This is a genomic window from Nocardioides sp. S-1144 (assembly GCF_005954645.2).
Lineage (GTDB): Bacteria > Actinomycetota > Actinomycetes > Propionibacteriales > Nocardioidaceae > Nocardioides > Nocardioides dongxiaopingii.
The window spans coordinates 2,582,895-2,595,106 of record NZ_CP040695.2; the positions used below are offsets into that span (position 1 = coordinate 2,582,895).

Here is a 12,212-nt window from a genome sequence, read left to right on the forward strand (position 1 = left end):
TCACTGCTGCGACGGCGCTGGGATTCGCATCGGGGTCGGCGCGCAAATGCGAGAAGTGCTCGTCTGGCGTGTTCCTGGGTTGGCCCGAAGAGCGTCAGGAGAAAGTAGAAGTAGGGCGGGCGATACTGGGTTCGAACCCCCGTGGAGCGTGGCGTCTATCTGACCGCATCTGACCTGTCCGCGAGCGCGAATGGTCCGTAGAATAAGGGATCTGAGCATCACGGCGGTCGAGACAACTCTCGACAGTCACGGACAACTTTGATCGCCGTTGTTCCTTTTTTGTTCCCTCCCAGTCCGCTTCCAGTATCGCCGTCACTGAACTCCCAGTGTCGCGGGGAGTTGCAGGGAACAACGGGAACAACGGCCCGAGACCGGGAGAGTTCCGATGGCGCCTCCGAGATCGAGGAACAAGCAGACTCGACGCAGTTTCGGCCGGGTCGAGCTGCGACCGTCAGGCCGCTACCGCGCCGGCTACATCGGACCCGACGGCAAACTCTATCGACCACCGTCGACCTTCGACTCGAAGGACGACGCCATCGCGTGGCTGGCCGCGCGTCGCGCCGAGATCCAGCTCAACGTGTGGGCACCCGAACTGGTCGAGAGCAGCGAGGCCAAGAAGGCCGTACCAACCTTCGAAGAGTACGCGCAGCGCTGGCTCAAGAACCGCAAGACGAGGGGGCAACCCCTACGTCCGACGACGCGCGACCATTACCAGTACATCCTGGACGGGACGCTGTACCCCACGTTCGGCGGCATGCCGATCGACGAGATCTCGGTCGACGACGTCAACGACTGGTACGAGACGGCGACGCCGGGTCGAGAGTCCCAACGAGGGCACGCCTACAGCCTGCTCCGCACGATCCTCGGCACGGCGGCCTCGACGCGCCCCAAGCCGCTGATCCCCTTCAACCCCGCGCACATCCGCGGCGCGGGCAACGTGAAGCCCGCCCACAAGGTGCGCCCCGCCAGCCTGCAACAGCTGGAAGTGCTGGTGCAGAACCTCCCGGACAAGTACCGACTCATGGCACTGCTGGCCGCCTGGTGCGCGATGCGGTTCGGCGAGCTCGCCGAGCTCCGGCGCGGCGACATCGACCTTGAGCACAAGCGGATCGAGATCCGGCGCGGGGTCGTCCGGGTCCGCGGCGAGATGATCGTCGGGCCGCCCAAGACCGACGCCGGCATCCGCGACGTCTCGATCCCGCCCCACCTGATGCCCGCGGTCGAGGACCATCTCGACCGGCTCGTCGGCCCCTCCGCGGATGCTCTCGTCTTCCCGTCGTCTGGTCAGACCAACAGGCACATGCAGCCCTCAACGCTCTACAAGGTCTTCTACCCCGCCCGCGGAGCCGCTGGCCGGAAGGACCTCCGCTGGCACGACCTCCGCCACACCGGTGCCGTCCTCGCTGCGCAGACCGGTGCAACGCTCGCGGAGCTCATGGGCCGTCTCGGCCACACGACCCCCGGCGCCGCCATGCGGTACCAGCACGCCGCGGCCGACCGCGACGCCGAGATCGCGCGGCGGCTTTCGGAACTTGCCGGGTCATAGGCGGCGGAATGACGCGCCGGGCCGAGCCTCGAGGGATCCGTCAGACTACGGTGCTCATCGCTCCATCGGAGGGTGGCGATCCGTACCCAGGACCGTCAAGCAGATGACGGGCCACATCTCTGGCTCCTCTAAAGGAGCTTCGGACATCTCGAACGCCTTCTAGATCGCTCGGGGCGGGACAGGTACGACGGCGAGGACCTGGTGGTCGGTCTCCACGGCGCCCTATTGATCGGATGTGATAGACACTCTATCCATACGCGAGGAGGCTCAGATGAATACCTGGCAACTACAGATGGCACAGAACGCCGCTACCCACCGAGATGAGATCGCGGCCGACCTAGTTCACTCCATCCACCTTCGCGAGCAGGCAAAGTCCGGCTTCGACGAGGCCGACAGCCGAGTGCGCGCTCTCGAGCATCTCCTGTCGCTGGCGAACGAACTCGAAGGTGGCGCACCGTCCAAGGAGGTGATGAAACTCCACGAGGCGATGGTGGAGGTCTTGAAGTCCGACCCCACCGGCATGTCTCGAGCAGTTCATATCGCCGCCGCGATCAACGAACGTGGGCTCTATCGGATGCAGGACGGTCGACCGGTCGAGGGACAACAGGTCACCGCTCGAGTCGGTCGCTACCCGCACCTCTTCGATCGAGAGGGGACCTTCATCAAACTCAGGTAAGGCTAGAGCCCCCGACGCACTCGCGGCGGGGGTTCTGGTGAAGCCCTACTTAGCGATGGCCGTTACGGCTAGCAGCGCGGGCCCCATCGCCTTGATCATATCGGCACCACCGGTCTTCTCGACCAAGTAGATGCCGGTGCCGCAGACCGTCACTACGGCCAGAAGGCCGCAGATGGGCTTGAGCCAGGCGCCGGCGACCTTGGACGTTGCGGCCTTCGCGGTGGCAGGGGGCTTCGAGCTTTCGGAGCTAGTCATGATTCATCCAGACGGACTCTGATCTGGGCCGGAGGACACCTGAACAGGTCCTAGTTCTGGTGGGTGGTGGTGCTGAGCGAGTCTCGGCCGCCTCCGGCTGGCCACTCGCTCCCGTTCCGTTCAACAGCCTTGAGGGGCCGGAAATATGGTGCGCCGCTCGATGACGGCGATATAGGAACTCTGGCAGACGGTGTGGGGTCTGCGAGGACATGCAGGATGTCGCGCTCGCTACTAGCGTACGCGGCCTGCCCCGACCTGGGAACACTTCCGCGACCGGTGCAACCTACGGGGTGCGTCTATCGCGGTGGAAAGACGCACCTCGGGTGCGCCCGCAGCTGATGGTCAGGCGGAACCCTTGGGTGGCATAGGCAGGCGCCAACCCGACCATGGCTGCCAGCGAAAGTGCCGTGTCCAGATCTCGTCTGGATCTGAGCCTCTTGCGGTGATCACTCCGAGGGCAGTTGTGCATCGATGAATCGATGCCCTTCCTGGATTCGATCGGGCAGTCTTTAACGGTCAGAGGTAGTGCCACGTCTCTGGACCTCGCGAAGCCGAGAAGTACGTCAGCCATCCGGATACTCGCCGCCAAGTCCACGACAGCGGAGTTCAATCGACAAGAACGGGTCGGCCCGTCAGGAGTATGCGCGCCATTGAACCGTAGGTCGCGCAGAGCCAAACTCAGCTGGAAGCCCCCTAGGCCGATCGACAGGCTCCGAGGTCAAAGCCAGCGGGCTGGCCTAGCCTGGACGGATGTCGAGCAACCGTGGAGGTCAGGCGAACGAGGCGGGCAGCGTGCACCGTCGCTCGGTCGCCGCGTACATCGCCTGCTACGGGCTGCTAGGGCGAGCGGTGCCCGGCCTCGCGCACCGCATCAACTCTGCGCCGGTCCGCATCGAGTTCGAGACCGACCAGCCGACCGATGACTTCACCGTGCGCTTCGCTGACGGTTCGTCGGCGTTCGCGTCGGCCAAGCGCGAGTGCGGCAACGACGCCGCATTCCGCGCCACCGTGGACCAATGGTTCGAGCAGGCGCCGGGTCTCGGCCCAAACGACTTGCTGTTGTTGACGGTGGCCAGGGCGAAGGGCGACATCGCCGGCTTAAAGGAGGGCCTGGACAAGCGCCGGTCGGGCATCGCAGGTATGTCCGCCGCCGAGCGTAAGGCATTGCAGGCCTTCGACGACGCCTGTGCGGGCAAGTCGAGCAGGTTGCACAAGACGGTCGGCGACCGCGCCGTGCTGTTGCGTGTGGACGCCGCCCGGACGCCCGCGCCGCACTACGAGATGGCGAGAGACGCGATCGGCGGCCGTCTGGTGCCCGACGAGCAGGCGGTGGCAGCCCTCGACGTGCTGTCCAAGGCCTTTCACGACCAGGCGTCGATTGCGTCGGGCTCGGACCTGGACGGGTGGATCGACGCTCTGGTCTCCGCCGGGATTACGGTCTTCGCCGACGCCGAGGGCCCGCCGGGAGCAAGGAGAAGGGCGGAGCAGGAGGCCCTTGCGACCTACAACGAGGAGCTCGTGCGCTCGCGCGGACGCGTCGACCTCACGCTGCTCGCGAAGGAGATCCCGGACCTGGTCGTGGACGACCTGGTGGACGGGATGCAGGTGGAGGTGTCGCTGCGCGAGGACCGGCCCGAGAAGGTGCCTCTGATGGCGATCGTGCGCGGATGGGAGCGCTTCGTCCTGGTCGGCCTCCCCGGGTCGGGCAAGTCGACAGCGGCGAGAGAGATCGCGGCGGCCTGCGCCGCCGACGACGAGGCCCCGCAGCCGATCTTGGTCGATCTGCGAGTGCTGGTCCGCGATCACGGATCGACGGACGTGCGGCTGCACGACCTGGTGCGATGCGCCGGTCGAGTGGTGGGTCCCCCGATCCGGTCCTCGCTCGAGTCCGCACTTGACCTCGCTCTGCGATCGGGTGGCGCCCTCCTGATTCTCGATGGTCTGGACGAAGTCGAACCGCTGGCAGGTCAGCTCGCCGAGACACTTGTCGGTGTACTACAGCCTCTCTCCCCCGATGTCAGCGTCGTCCTGGCCACCCGGGGGTCGGGTTCGGCTGCTGCGTCCCGCCTCGAGCTGCCCGTGGCCGGTCTCAGCCGTCCCGCGGACCTGGACAAGACACTCAGCACACTGCTGCGCCACATCGCCGCACGACGGGTGGACGAGGCCGAACGCGACGAGTGGGTCCGGGCCCGTGAGGAGTGGCTGACCGACAAGCGGCGAAACCTCTCCACTCTGATGGAGGTGCCACTGCTGGCCGTGATCCTCGTCCTGATGCTGGCCGACAACGATCCCTCCGATGTGGCGACCGAGCCGGCCCGGCTCCTGCACGACGCGGTGATCGACAGCGCCGAGCGATGGGAGTCGCTGCGTGACGCCCGCCCTGCCGATCGACGAGCAGGAGAGACGTCACCTTTGACTCCGAAGGTGCTCACGGAGTCGTTCGCGGAGATCGGTCACATTCTGCTCGATGATCCCGAGGCCGTGCGATCCACGGTGGTCACTCGTGTCGCGGGGCTGTTCTCATCCGATCGCTGGCGTCGGGCACCGGCCGACGCCGAGGAGATCGCCGCGGCGGCCGTCGACTTCTGGGACAACGTCATTGCTGTGTTCGCCTTCGACTCGAACGGCCGAAGCATGCCCCGCAGTCGGGTCTTCGTCGAGGTGGCTTGTGCAATGTGGGCCACGAGCGGGGACGATGAGCGCCTGCGGTCATGGGTGGGGGAAGCTGTCGGTGCGGCCGCGATGAGCAACGCATTGGACCTGGCTGCACAGCTCGACGAGCGGACGCTCGACGCAGCGCTGGCGCTCTGCGAGTCGTCGGCCGAGGCGGTCCGGTTCCTGGCCCGGACGGCCGTCGGCACTGCCACCGATCTCGGCGAGGAGCGTGCCACCGTTCTGGCCCGTTTCCTGCGCGCGGAGGTGCTGGAGGCCGCGGCGTCGGTAGGGGCGGTTGACCGAGGCGCCGCCGGTGAAGTCGACCCGGAGCCCCATGGCGACGACGGCGCTCGGAGTGGCAGCGCATGCAACGAGCGACGCGACTCCCTGCACGGCGGAGATCTCGCCGTCGACGGCAGGGTCTGGCCCCCCGTCGCGATGCTGTGCCTGATCGAGATGCCCGAGCGGGTCAGGACGGAGATGCTCGACGGGCTTCTGAACCTGGACGCCCTCGACGGGGAGCAGCGCGTCCTGGGTCACGGGCTACTCGCCCTCGCCCGTGCCGGCAATCGTGCGTTGAGCCCGGGAGAGGTGGAGGCGGTGCGAGCGGCTCTGCTGCTTCCGCTGCCCGAGAAGAAAGAACCCCGTCACGAGGACGGTGTGCTGCACATCGAGTCCGGGCCGCCATTGCGGTTGGGGCTCGCTGCCCTGGCGGAGAAGGCGGCGCACCGGGTGCACGAACTCGATGCGGCATCTCTGGCGGCGATCCAGTCGATCGCGGGCAGGTGCAGCTGGGGTCGGGCGCGGAGGATCATCGCTGCTCTGAGCCGGCAGGGCGCCGACACCGGCGACTTCCTCAGTCCGTCCTTCCGCGAGACGTTGGCGGGCCTGGCCGATCTCGCTCAGACGCTTGGCCCCCGGCCGGAAGTGCACATGCTCAGGCAGTTGGTCGCCATCGACCCCGACGTGCCCGCCGCGACCGGTCGCCTGTCGTGGCGCATGCGGGAGGTGCGTCAGGTGACAGCGGCCGCGGGATGGCACTCGATCTCTCTCCCAGACTTCACTTCAGCGTTCTTCGAGGAGACCGGCCTGCTCCACGACTGGTTGATCGCGCTGTGTCGTCGCATCGGCATCGATCCGGCGTATGCCGCCTCGCAGGCTCGTCGGGCCGTCGAGCAGGAGGACCAAGCCCGGCTTCTCGACGAGCTGTTGGACGTCCCGCCACTCGACGGCGCCGACCCGACCCGAGAGCCTGGTTCGCTCTCCGCCGAGGAGGTCGCCGGGCTCGAACGCGCTGTCAGCTCGTCGTCGCGGTGGATCCGCTCGGGCGCTGCAAAGCTGTTGGCCGAGCACCGGCGCGCGGAAGTCGACCAGGGCTGACACGGGGCGCGACAGCGCCCGGCCGCGGCGCTGACTCCGAGAGAGATAGCGGGCGGGTCAGGCCGCGGCTCTACAGCCCCAGCGCGTCGAGCACTTCGTCGTGCCCGACGCACGGCCGCTGACGACAATGTCGGACAGGGCGCTGATGCCGTCCCACTCGGCCAGCATCGTGGGCAGGTTCATCGTGCACGACTCCTCGTCGAGCAACAGGTGGGCAGCGTCGAGGTCCCCTCCCCGACGACAGGCTGAGTCGGTGTCGACGAGGCACTTCTGGGCCCACTGCCAGTAGAGGTTGCAGTCGTGGACGTGGGCGCTAATCGGCGCCTGTGAGTACCGGAAGTGGCGCTGTGGCGTCGCCGAGCACCTCCGGCTCCATCCTTCCGGGAACGGCCCCATCGGCACACCGCTCGCTGTCAGCCCGGCCCCGATTCGCAGATCCCGATGCACCCTGAACGCGGCGGGATGACACGCGTAACGGCATCCACATCTCGGGCTCCGGGTGCGATCTGACGAACCAGAGCATCCAACAACGCAGAGACGACGACCGGGCCCCGATTCCGCTGAGCGAGTGCTCTCGAATTCAAGACCACTTGGCTTAGGGCGGCGGGCTGAGGCTAGTCGCCCTCTGTTCGCCTACGAGCATGGCCGCAAGCGCCTCGAGTACAGCAGGGATGTGCCTATCCCGAAGTGTCGCCCAGGTCGCAAGCACATCGAAGAAAACCCCAGCATTCGCCGCCGGCGTCGCACCCATGGCCTCCCCATAGTGCGCGGCCATCGGGACACCCGCAACTGACTCACCGTCCGGGAAATAGGAGAGTCGCGCAATGAGCTTGGCCGGCTTCGGTGGATGGCCGACCACGATGCTGGGGTAGGCGCCAACGGCATCCACGTCGTTGACCAGCGAGTCGTACAGGTCTGCACATCCGAGCGCACGAGCGAGATCCAGCAGGGTGGTCAGGAGGTAGGAGGCGTGGCGTGGGTTGCGGCGCAGCGGCTTGTAGGGAGCCCCGAGAAGCTGACGCACCTGCTCCTCGGGACCGGCGCTCGCATCGGCCAGACCATCGCCGAACTCGATCCAATCGAGGACCCAGATCGCCGCCTCGCGCAAGACAGGCTCGACGTCCCGTCCCATCAGGTGGAGGAACAGGCATGTCGCGAGCAAGGCGAAGCCGTGATCGTCTGCGATCGGGTGTGACAGCGCCGGTGTCGCTTGTATGACCGCCTCAACCAGGTTGGCAACCAGATGGGGGTCCGGCAGCTCGAGTAGTCCGGTGGCAGGGATCCCCGGCCTGTCGACGGGTGGGGACAACAGGCTGAGTAGACCTCCGAGAGCGAGAACCTCACAGAGGCGGCTGACACGGACCGGGTGGGTCACAAACGGTGAGAAACCGCTGCTCGAGCTGAGGGTGGAGTAGACAATGTCGTCGCCCGTGGCGTCGCCGAGCTGGGTGAAGAAGTCGCGCGCCACATCAGCGAAAATCTCGCGCGCGACCGCCCGTCTCTCGTCGGAGTCCGGTCCGTCGACCTCCCAGGTCGAGCGGAGCAGGTGAAACGCCAGCTGGCTGGCCAGGTCTTCGCGAGCAGCGTTGGCTGCCTCCTTGCTCAACATCGCGCACGTGAGCACGTGTCCCCATGCGTCCTTAACGTCGATGCCAGGTGCGTACCAGTGTCTGGCGTACTCCGAGATGCCCCCACGAGAGCCGCGCCCACGGCCGAGCTGACCCAGCAGTTCCAGAGTCCGCGACCGGTCGCGAACCGGTACACCTTCAATGAGGACCTCCTGGAACATGGGCGCCAAGGCATCGATGTCCCACAACGTCGCGACTTCCTCATCACGTCCCAGGTGGTAGCTGTTGTAGTCCTGGAACTCACTGGACGCGCTCCCAACGAGTCGGCCATTGGTGACTACGACCAGTCGGCGAGGCAAGCGCGGATCGAAGGCCGGGTGCCCGACATTGCTCGTCCGCATCAGGTCCACCTGCATACGAACGCCCCGCCATAGTGAGGCGTTGATGTCCCCGGCCTTCGACTGGATGCAGTACTGGTATTCCACCCCGTCCTCGACCCTGCGCGCGACGAAGTCCTTACCAAACTCGTAGCTGCCATGTAACAGGTGAACGTCGGTGAAGCCCCGCGACCGCAGAAGCGCCGTCAACGGCGCATCGAGTTCGCGCTCAGTCAGACTCGTGACGTAGCCGGCGACCGCGTCGGCGAGAAACATGCTCCTCCTGCTTTCGACTTGTCATCTCAACCCAACGCCGCTTCTGCTCATCGGTCCAGTCAGGCAGGGCCTCCACCTTCGCGACCACGTCCGGGCCGGCGATCATCTGCGGCGGCTGCACCAACCCGTAGTCGTTAACGCCCCACTCAACCTTGTCGAAGGCATCGAGGATGTCGTCGCGACTCAACGGCTTCCCCGACAGATCTAGGTTGTTGCCCACCGACGTCACCGCCGTGTCGAGGTGGCTGAAGAACGACGGGAGCGACTGCGCCAGGAAGTTGTCGGCCATGGCTAATACGATGCGATGAAACTCCTCGAGGTTGCCGTGAGTCAGATCCCGGGTCTGGACGCGATCGGTGTGCTCCATCGGCACCTGCGGGCTGTCGAGGGAGGAGTCGTCGATCTCGACGCTGACCGCATCCACGCCTTCGGGCAGCCGTGACCTCCCGAGCCCACCAAAGATGGGATCCTCCGCCATACGCAAGTCCACGGCAGTCCAGAACAGGTCGGTCACGGCCTTGTCGAACTCTGGGGTCGCCAAGATCTTGTGACGACCTGGGGGTAACTCAGCCTGGTTGGAGACTGGTGCGGTGCGGTCTTTCACCTGACGAGCGTGACACGGACCACCGACATCCGGTATGCCCTGGAGTCACGCGCCCCAGACCATCCGGACTCCGGCACAGGCGGCCGTCCGCCAGGGGGTGGAAAGACCGTTCTCAAAAGTGGTTTCGCAGCGGCAGATCCGGTAGTTGCTGTACTCAGCGCAGGACCGTGAGGGTCTCAACAGAATGGCCCGTGTCGGGCAAGTACCTCGGATACTCCGAGCGGCGGTCTGGACATTGCACGAAAGTGTCGGCGGTGTCCGATAGACCATGTGCCGGAGGTGGGTCGATGCCGCTGTCAGGTCTGGTCGATGGGGAACCGGTGGTGAGCTGCCTACTCACTGAGGAAGAGTGGTCGCAGCTCAGGGGCGACGTCCGGGCGAAGCGCCGTACCGTGACGATGCGCTGCGGGTGGAAGGGGCAGGCGAAGACCAGCAAGCTCGGCACCCAGTACTTCGCCCACTCCCCGGGCGGCGACGGCTGCAGTGCCGGCGAGACCGAACAGCACCTGCGTGCGAAGGCGATCATCGTCGAAGCGATCACTCGCGCCGGCTGGACCGCTCAGACCGAGGTCCCGGGAGAGGGGTGGGTCGCGGACGTGATGGCGACCCTTGGAGATGTGTACGTCGTGTTCGAGGTCCAGTGGTCCCGGCAGGACCTCGCCGTGTACCGACACCGCCAGCAGCGCTACCGCGACGCCGGCATCGACGCGATCGCATGGTTCGCCCGCCACTACGACGATCTGCCACGAGCCGACAAGGAGCTCCCGGTATTCGGTCTGGACGTCGACGACGCAGGGGAGGCGACCGCCATGGTCGGCGTGAAGACGCTGCCTCTCGCCGAGGCGGTCGACCGACTCCTGACCCGCCGGCTGCAACACCGTGACCACCTCGCGAACGGCCAGCCAGCCAACGCGTTCGTCGTCGCAGCCGTGATCGCGTGCTACCGGTGTCACAAGGGGTTCGGTGTGTGGACCGCCCGCCAGACCACGGTCGAGGGCAACTGCGGCGGGAGGGACTTCCGCTACCGCTCCACCGGCGTCTTCGCCGAGCATCGGCCAGAAACCATCCCCTCGATCCGGGAGGCAGGCGAGCAGCTCTCCCGCGACCTGGGGGTGCAGCCAGGCAGGATCTTCCGCCGCCACACCGAGACTGCCGGCACGCACTACATGGCGTTCACCTGCCCGCACTGCAACGCCACCTGCGGGGACGTGTTCGTCGAGGCGCTGTTCAAGGGCCGGCCCCGCGTCCTCTCGCGCTCCGTGAGCATTCCGCTAACAGCGCTGGCACGTCCGCACTGGTGTCTGGCTGGAGACGACGGCCTGTGCCTCGTTCCGCCCGAATCAGTGCTGGCCGAGCTCGCCCGGCTCAGCGGCCCCAAGATCGACCCGCTGCCCGGCGGAAAGCGTCTCAAGCGCAGAGGTGCCTCGGAGGCGGCCGTGACCATCAGCCCGGTCGGTACTCACGGCGGGATTCCGGCCCACGAGGTCGTCGCGCGCATGTTCGGCCGGCACTGACTCCAACCCTGGCGGGGTGTCGCGGTGGAATGACGCAGTCCAAACCTAGGGAGCGCACGGAGCGTTTGGGCGCAGTGGCTTGATCACCGAACGACTTGCGACTTGCTACAGACATTCCGGCAGAACGCGCGAGCCGACGAAGGGGCACTCCTGCGGGTGCGCTCTGGCAAACTCGCGTACGTGACCGTGACCGCACTGGATCGAGAGATCTACACCGAAGCCGAAGCCGCCAGGCTCCTCGGCCGGTCACCGTCGACCCTGAACTACTGGCTGCACGGCGCGACCCGGAACAAAATCGCCTACCCGCCCATCCTGCGGTCCGAGGTGATCGACCGCCGGTCCGTGACCTAGGCCGAGTTCATCGAAGCCGGATGGCTCAGCACCTACCGTCGCCGCGCCAAGGTGCCGATGAAGGAACTCCGAGCGTTCATCGAAGACCTCCGGCAACGCACCCAGGTGCCCTACCCGCTCGCACACGCTCAACCGCTGGTCAGCGGGAAGAGCCTGGTGATGGAAGCTCAAGAAGCCGCCGGTCTCGAAGCGGAGTTCTGCTTGGTCGTGCCGTTCCAGAACCAGTTGATGCTGTCCTACTCCGGCGAGATGTTCCTCGACCGTGTGGTCTGGGAAGGCAACCTGGCAGTCGGGTGGAAGGTGCACTCGGTCAAGTCGCCGGTCATGGTCCGGCCCGACGTCCGCTTCGGCCGGCCGGCCATTTCAGGAGTCAGCACCGAAAGCATCTTCGAGAGCAGCGAAGACGGCGCCTCAGCCTCGGAGATTGCCGAGGACTTCAACCTTCAGGTCGCCGACGTCCGCTGGGCCTTGGGTTACGAGGAAGAGCGCCACACCGCGGCGAGCGCCTGACGGCCACCGGTGGGGACCGCATCATGAAGACGGCGCAGGTGCGGTTCTACCTCGACGCCGACATCCTCGGCCTCGCCTCCATCCTCGGCCCGCTCCGCAACGACATCACCTTTCCAGGTGCCCCCGGCGCAGTCATCCACAAGCGCCAACGACCGGCGTGCCCGATTGAGTCGACGGACGTCCCCGACACGGACTGGTTGCCGATCGTCGCCGAACGCGGATGGCTGGTCATCTCACGCGACCACAACATTCGCGAGAACATCGCCGAACGGCGGGCCGTCCTAGAGCACGGCGTGAAGATGGTCGCCCTGGCAGGCAAGGACGCCGGCACCAAATGGAAGCAGCTCCAGCTCGTCATGCAGCGGTGGGACCGCATCGAAGCGCTCGCCAACGAGACCGGGCCGTTTATTCACCTGGCCAGCCGCAACCGGATGGCACCGCTCGACCTTCACAGCTGACACAACAAACGTTCCGAGACGACGAATCCGGATACCGTCGGA

At 66.3% G+C, this 12,212-nt stretch carries 11 protein-coding genes; 7 read left to right on the top strand and 4 right to left on the bottom strand.

Going from position 1 to position 12,212, the window contains the following annotated elements; all coding sequences use genetic code 11:
* Nucleotides 1-385: 385 nt before the first annotated feature.
* Both FE634_RS12135 and FE634_RS12140 read left to right on the top strand, forming a co-directional pair.
* The gene (locus FE634_RS12135) at nucleotides 386-1,546 is read left to right on the top strand and encodes a tyrosine-type recombinase/integrase (protein ID WP_138876008.1); all 1,161 of its coding nucleotides are present in this window, start codon (nucleotides 386-388) and stop codon (nucleotides 1,544-1,546) included.
* Between the two features lie 271 nt (nucleotides 1,547-1,817).
* Nucleotides 1,818-2,222, top strand: a complete 405-nt coding sequence (locus FE634_RS12140) for a hypothetical protein (protein ID WP_138876009.1) — start codon at nucleotides 1,818-1,820, stop codon at nucleotides 2,220-2,222.
* 45 nt (nucleotides 2,223-2,267) lie between these two features.
* On the opposite strand, the gene FE634_RS12145 is transcribed toward FE634_RS12140, so the two are convergent.
* Nucleotides 2,268-2,477, bottom strand: a complete 210-nt coding sequence (locus FE634_RS12145) for a hypothetical protein (RefSeq protein WP_138876010.1) — start codon at nucleotides 2,475-2,477, stop codon at nucleotides 2,268-2,270.
* A 750-nt stretch (nucleotides 2,478-3,227) separates the two neighbouring features.
* On the opposite strand from FE634_RS12145, the gene FE634_RS12150 reads away from it, so the two are divergent.
* Nucleotides 3,228-6,512: an NACHT domain-containing protein gene (locus tag FE634_RS12150; RefSeq protein WP_148240634.1), complete on the top strand. Its 3,285-nt coding sequence runs from the start codon at nucleotides 3,228-3,230 to the stop codon at nucleotides 6,510-6,512.
* Nucleotides 6,513-6,569: 57 nt separating this feature from the next.
* Here FE634_RS12150 and FE634_RS21065 read toward each other — a convergent pair whose 3' ends face one another.
* The 3 genes from FE634_RS21065 to FE634_RS12160 all read right to left on the bottom strand — a co-directional run bounded on the left by FE634_RS21065 (nucleotide 6,570) and on the right by FE634_RS12160 (nucleotide 9,337).
* The gene (locus tag FE634_RS21065) at nucleotides 6,570-6,719 is read right to left on the bottom strand and encodes a hypothetical protein (RefSeq protein WP_187366688.1); all 150 of its coding nucleotides are present in this window, start codon (nucleotides 6,717-6,719) and stop codon (nucleotides 6,570-6,572) included.
* 388 nt (nucleotides 6,720-7,107) lie between these two features.
* A complete protein-coding gene (locus FE634_RS12155; protein ID WP_138876014.1) occupies nucleotides 7,108-8,733 on the bottom strand; it encodes a restriction endonuclease in 1,626 nt (541 codons plus the stop codon).
* Complete coding sequence (locus FE634_RS12160) at nucleotides 8,687-9,337, bottom strand: hypothetical protein (protein WP_138876015.1); 651 nt, start codon at nucleotides 9,335-9,337, stop codon at nucleotides 8,687-8,689. Before FE634_RS12160 ends, FE634_RS12155 begins: the two co-directional genes overlap by 47 nt.
* Nucleotides 9,338-9,624: 287 nt before the next feature.
* On the opposite strand from FE634_RS12160, the gene FE634_RS12165 reads away from it, so the two are divergent.
* The 4 genes from FE634_RS12165 (at nucleotide 9,625) to FE634_RS12175 (ending at nucleotide 12,170) form a co-directional block, all read left to right on the top strand.
* Nucleotides 9,625-10,851: a competence protein CoiA family protein gene (locus tag FE634_RS12165; RefSeq protein WP_138876016.1), complete on the top strand. Its 1,227-nt coding sequence runs from the start codon at nucleotides 9,625-9,627 to the stop codon at nucleotides 10,849-10,851.
* Between the two features lie 180 nt (nucleotides 10,852-11,031).
* Nucleotides 11,032-11,202, top strand: a complete 171-nt coding sequence (locus FE634_RS21070) for a hypothetical protein (RefSeq protein WP_187366689.1) — start codon at nucleotides 11,032-11,034, stop codon at nucleotides 11,200-11,202.
* Nucleotides 11,203-11,259: 57 nt separating this feature from the next.
* On the top strand, nucleotides 11,260-11,712 hold the full coding sequence (locus tag FE634_RS12170; protein WP_262347669.1) for a DUF433 domain-containing protein: 453 nt from the start codon (nucleotides 11,260-11,262) through the stop codon (nucleotides 11,710-11,712).
* Nucleotides 11,713-11,735: 23 nt separating this feature from the next.
* On the top strand, nucleotides 11,736-12,170 hold the full coding sequence (locus FE634_RS12175) for a PIN-like domain-containing protein (protein ID WP_138876018.1): 435 nt from the start codon (nucleotides 11,736-11,738) through the stop codon (nucleotides 12,168-12,170).
* Nucleotides 12,171-12,212 lie beyond the last annotated feature (42 nt).

Bases quoted from the DNA above. Each gene is read 5' to 3' on its own strand.
- FE634_RS12135 (WP_138876008.1), top strand. From the start codon at position 386: ATGGCGCCTCCGAGATCGAGGAACAAGCAGACTCGACGCAGTTTCGGC.
- FE634_RS12140 (WP_138876009.1), top strand. From the start codon at position 1,818: ATGAATACCTGGCAACTACAGATGGCACAGAACGCCGCTACCCACCGA.
- FE634_RS12145 (WP_138876010.1), bottom strand. From the start codon at position 2,477: ATGACTAGCTCCGAAAGCTCGAAGCCCCCTGCCACCGCGAAGGCCGCA.
- FE634_RS12150 (WP_148240634.1), top strand. From the start codon at position 3,228: ATGTCGAGCAACCGTGGAGGTCAGGCGAACGAGGCGGGCAGCGTGCAC.
- FE634_RS12155 (WP_138876014.1), bottom strand. From the start codon at position 8,733: ATGTTTCTCGCCGACGCGGTCGCCGGCTACGTCACGAGTCTGACTGAG.
- FE634_RS12165 (WP_138876016.1), top strand. From the start codon at position 9,625: ATGCCGCTGTCAGGTCTGGTCGATGGGGAACCGGTGGTGAGCTGCCTA.
- FE634_RS12170 (WP_262347669.1), top strand. From the start codon at position 11,260: ATGAAGGAACTCCGAGCGTTCATCGAAGACCTCCGGCAACGCACCCAG.
- FE634_RS12175 (WP_138876018.1), top strand. From the start codon at position 11,736: ATGAAGACGGCGCAGGTGCGGTTCTACCTCGACGCCGACATCCTCGGC.